This is a genomic window from Nonomuraea mesophila, from assembly GCF_004352805.1.
Classification (GTDB): Bacteria; Actinomycetota; Actinomycetes; order Streptosporangiales; family Streptosporangiaceae; genus Nonomuraea; species Nonomuraea longispora.
Genome location: NZ_SMLD01000410.1, coordinates 1 through 682, shown reverse-complemented (window position 1 = coordinate 682; position 682 = coordinate 1). Strand labels below are relative to the sequence as shown.

Sequence of the window (682 nt, the reverse complement as noted above, 5' to 3'; positions counted from 1 at the left end):
GTGTATAAGAGACAACCCCAGCCCGAACAGCACCACGGCCCCGACGGCGCCGGCCGTGCTCCGCCCCACCACGGGCGGCCCCGACGATCTCGCGCTGGTCTACGTGGACGGGCGCCCGCCCCCCGCACCGCGAGCCAGTGCAGCGGCACCGCGACCAGGGCGTACCCGGCGGCCAGGGCGACCAGCGCGGGCCGCCACCCGTACACCTCGACCAGCAGCCCCGTGAGCGGCAGGAAGATGCTCGACGCGAACCCCGCCACCACGGTCACCGCCAGCAGCGCCCGTGCCCGCCGCGTCGCGTCGAACCAGGCCACGATCACCGCGAACGCGGCCTCGTACAGCACCATCGCCGAGGCCACGCCGAGCACTCCGCACACACTCTCTCTAGGTAGAGCTGGGCCAGTGACGTCACCTGCGACCAGGCCAGCAGCGACAGCGCGCCCGCCGATCCCGCCGTCATGAGCGAGCCGGAAAGACCGAGAACGCGTATTGACATCCTCCCCCTCCTGAAGGAGGGGGATTCCCACGGTCGCCCGTGAGGGTTCCTGCTTCATCGCCGGTTGCCCGTCCGAGAGGACTCTCGTTGAGGTCTGACACCAGCTCCACAGGCGTTTCAGCTCTCCGCCAGCCCGGCGGCGAGCACGTTCCTGGCCGCGTTGACGTCCCGGTCATGGACCGCGCC

1 protein-coding gene and 1 pseudogene are annotated in these 682 nt (G+C 71.1%); both read right to left on the bottom strand.

What is annotated here, in order from left to right:
- Nucleotides 1–368: MFS transporter (locus E1295_RS48315; protein ID WP_181958167.1), on the bottom strand; the 368-nt coding region annotated here is incomplete at its 3' end.
- A 159-nt stretch (nt 369–527) separates the two neighbouring features.
- Nucleotides 528–682: pseudogene (locus E1295_RS52790) on the bottom strand (RNA-guided endonuclease TnpB family protein); the annotation flags it as partial.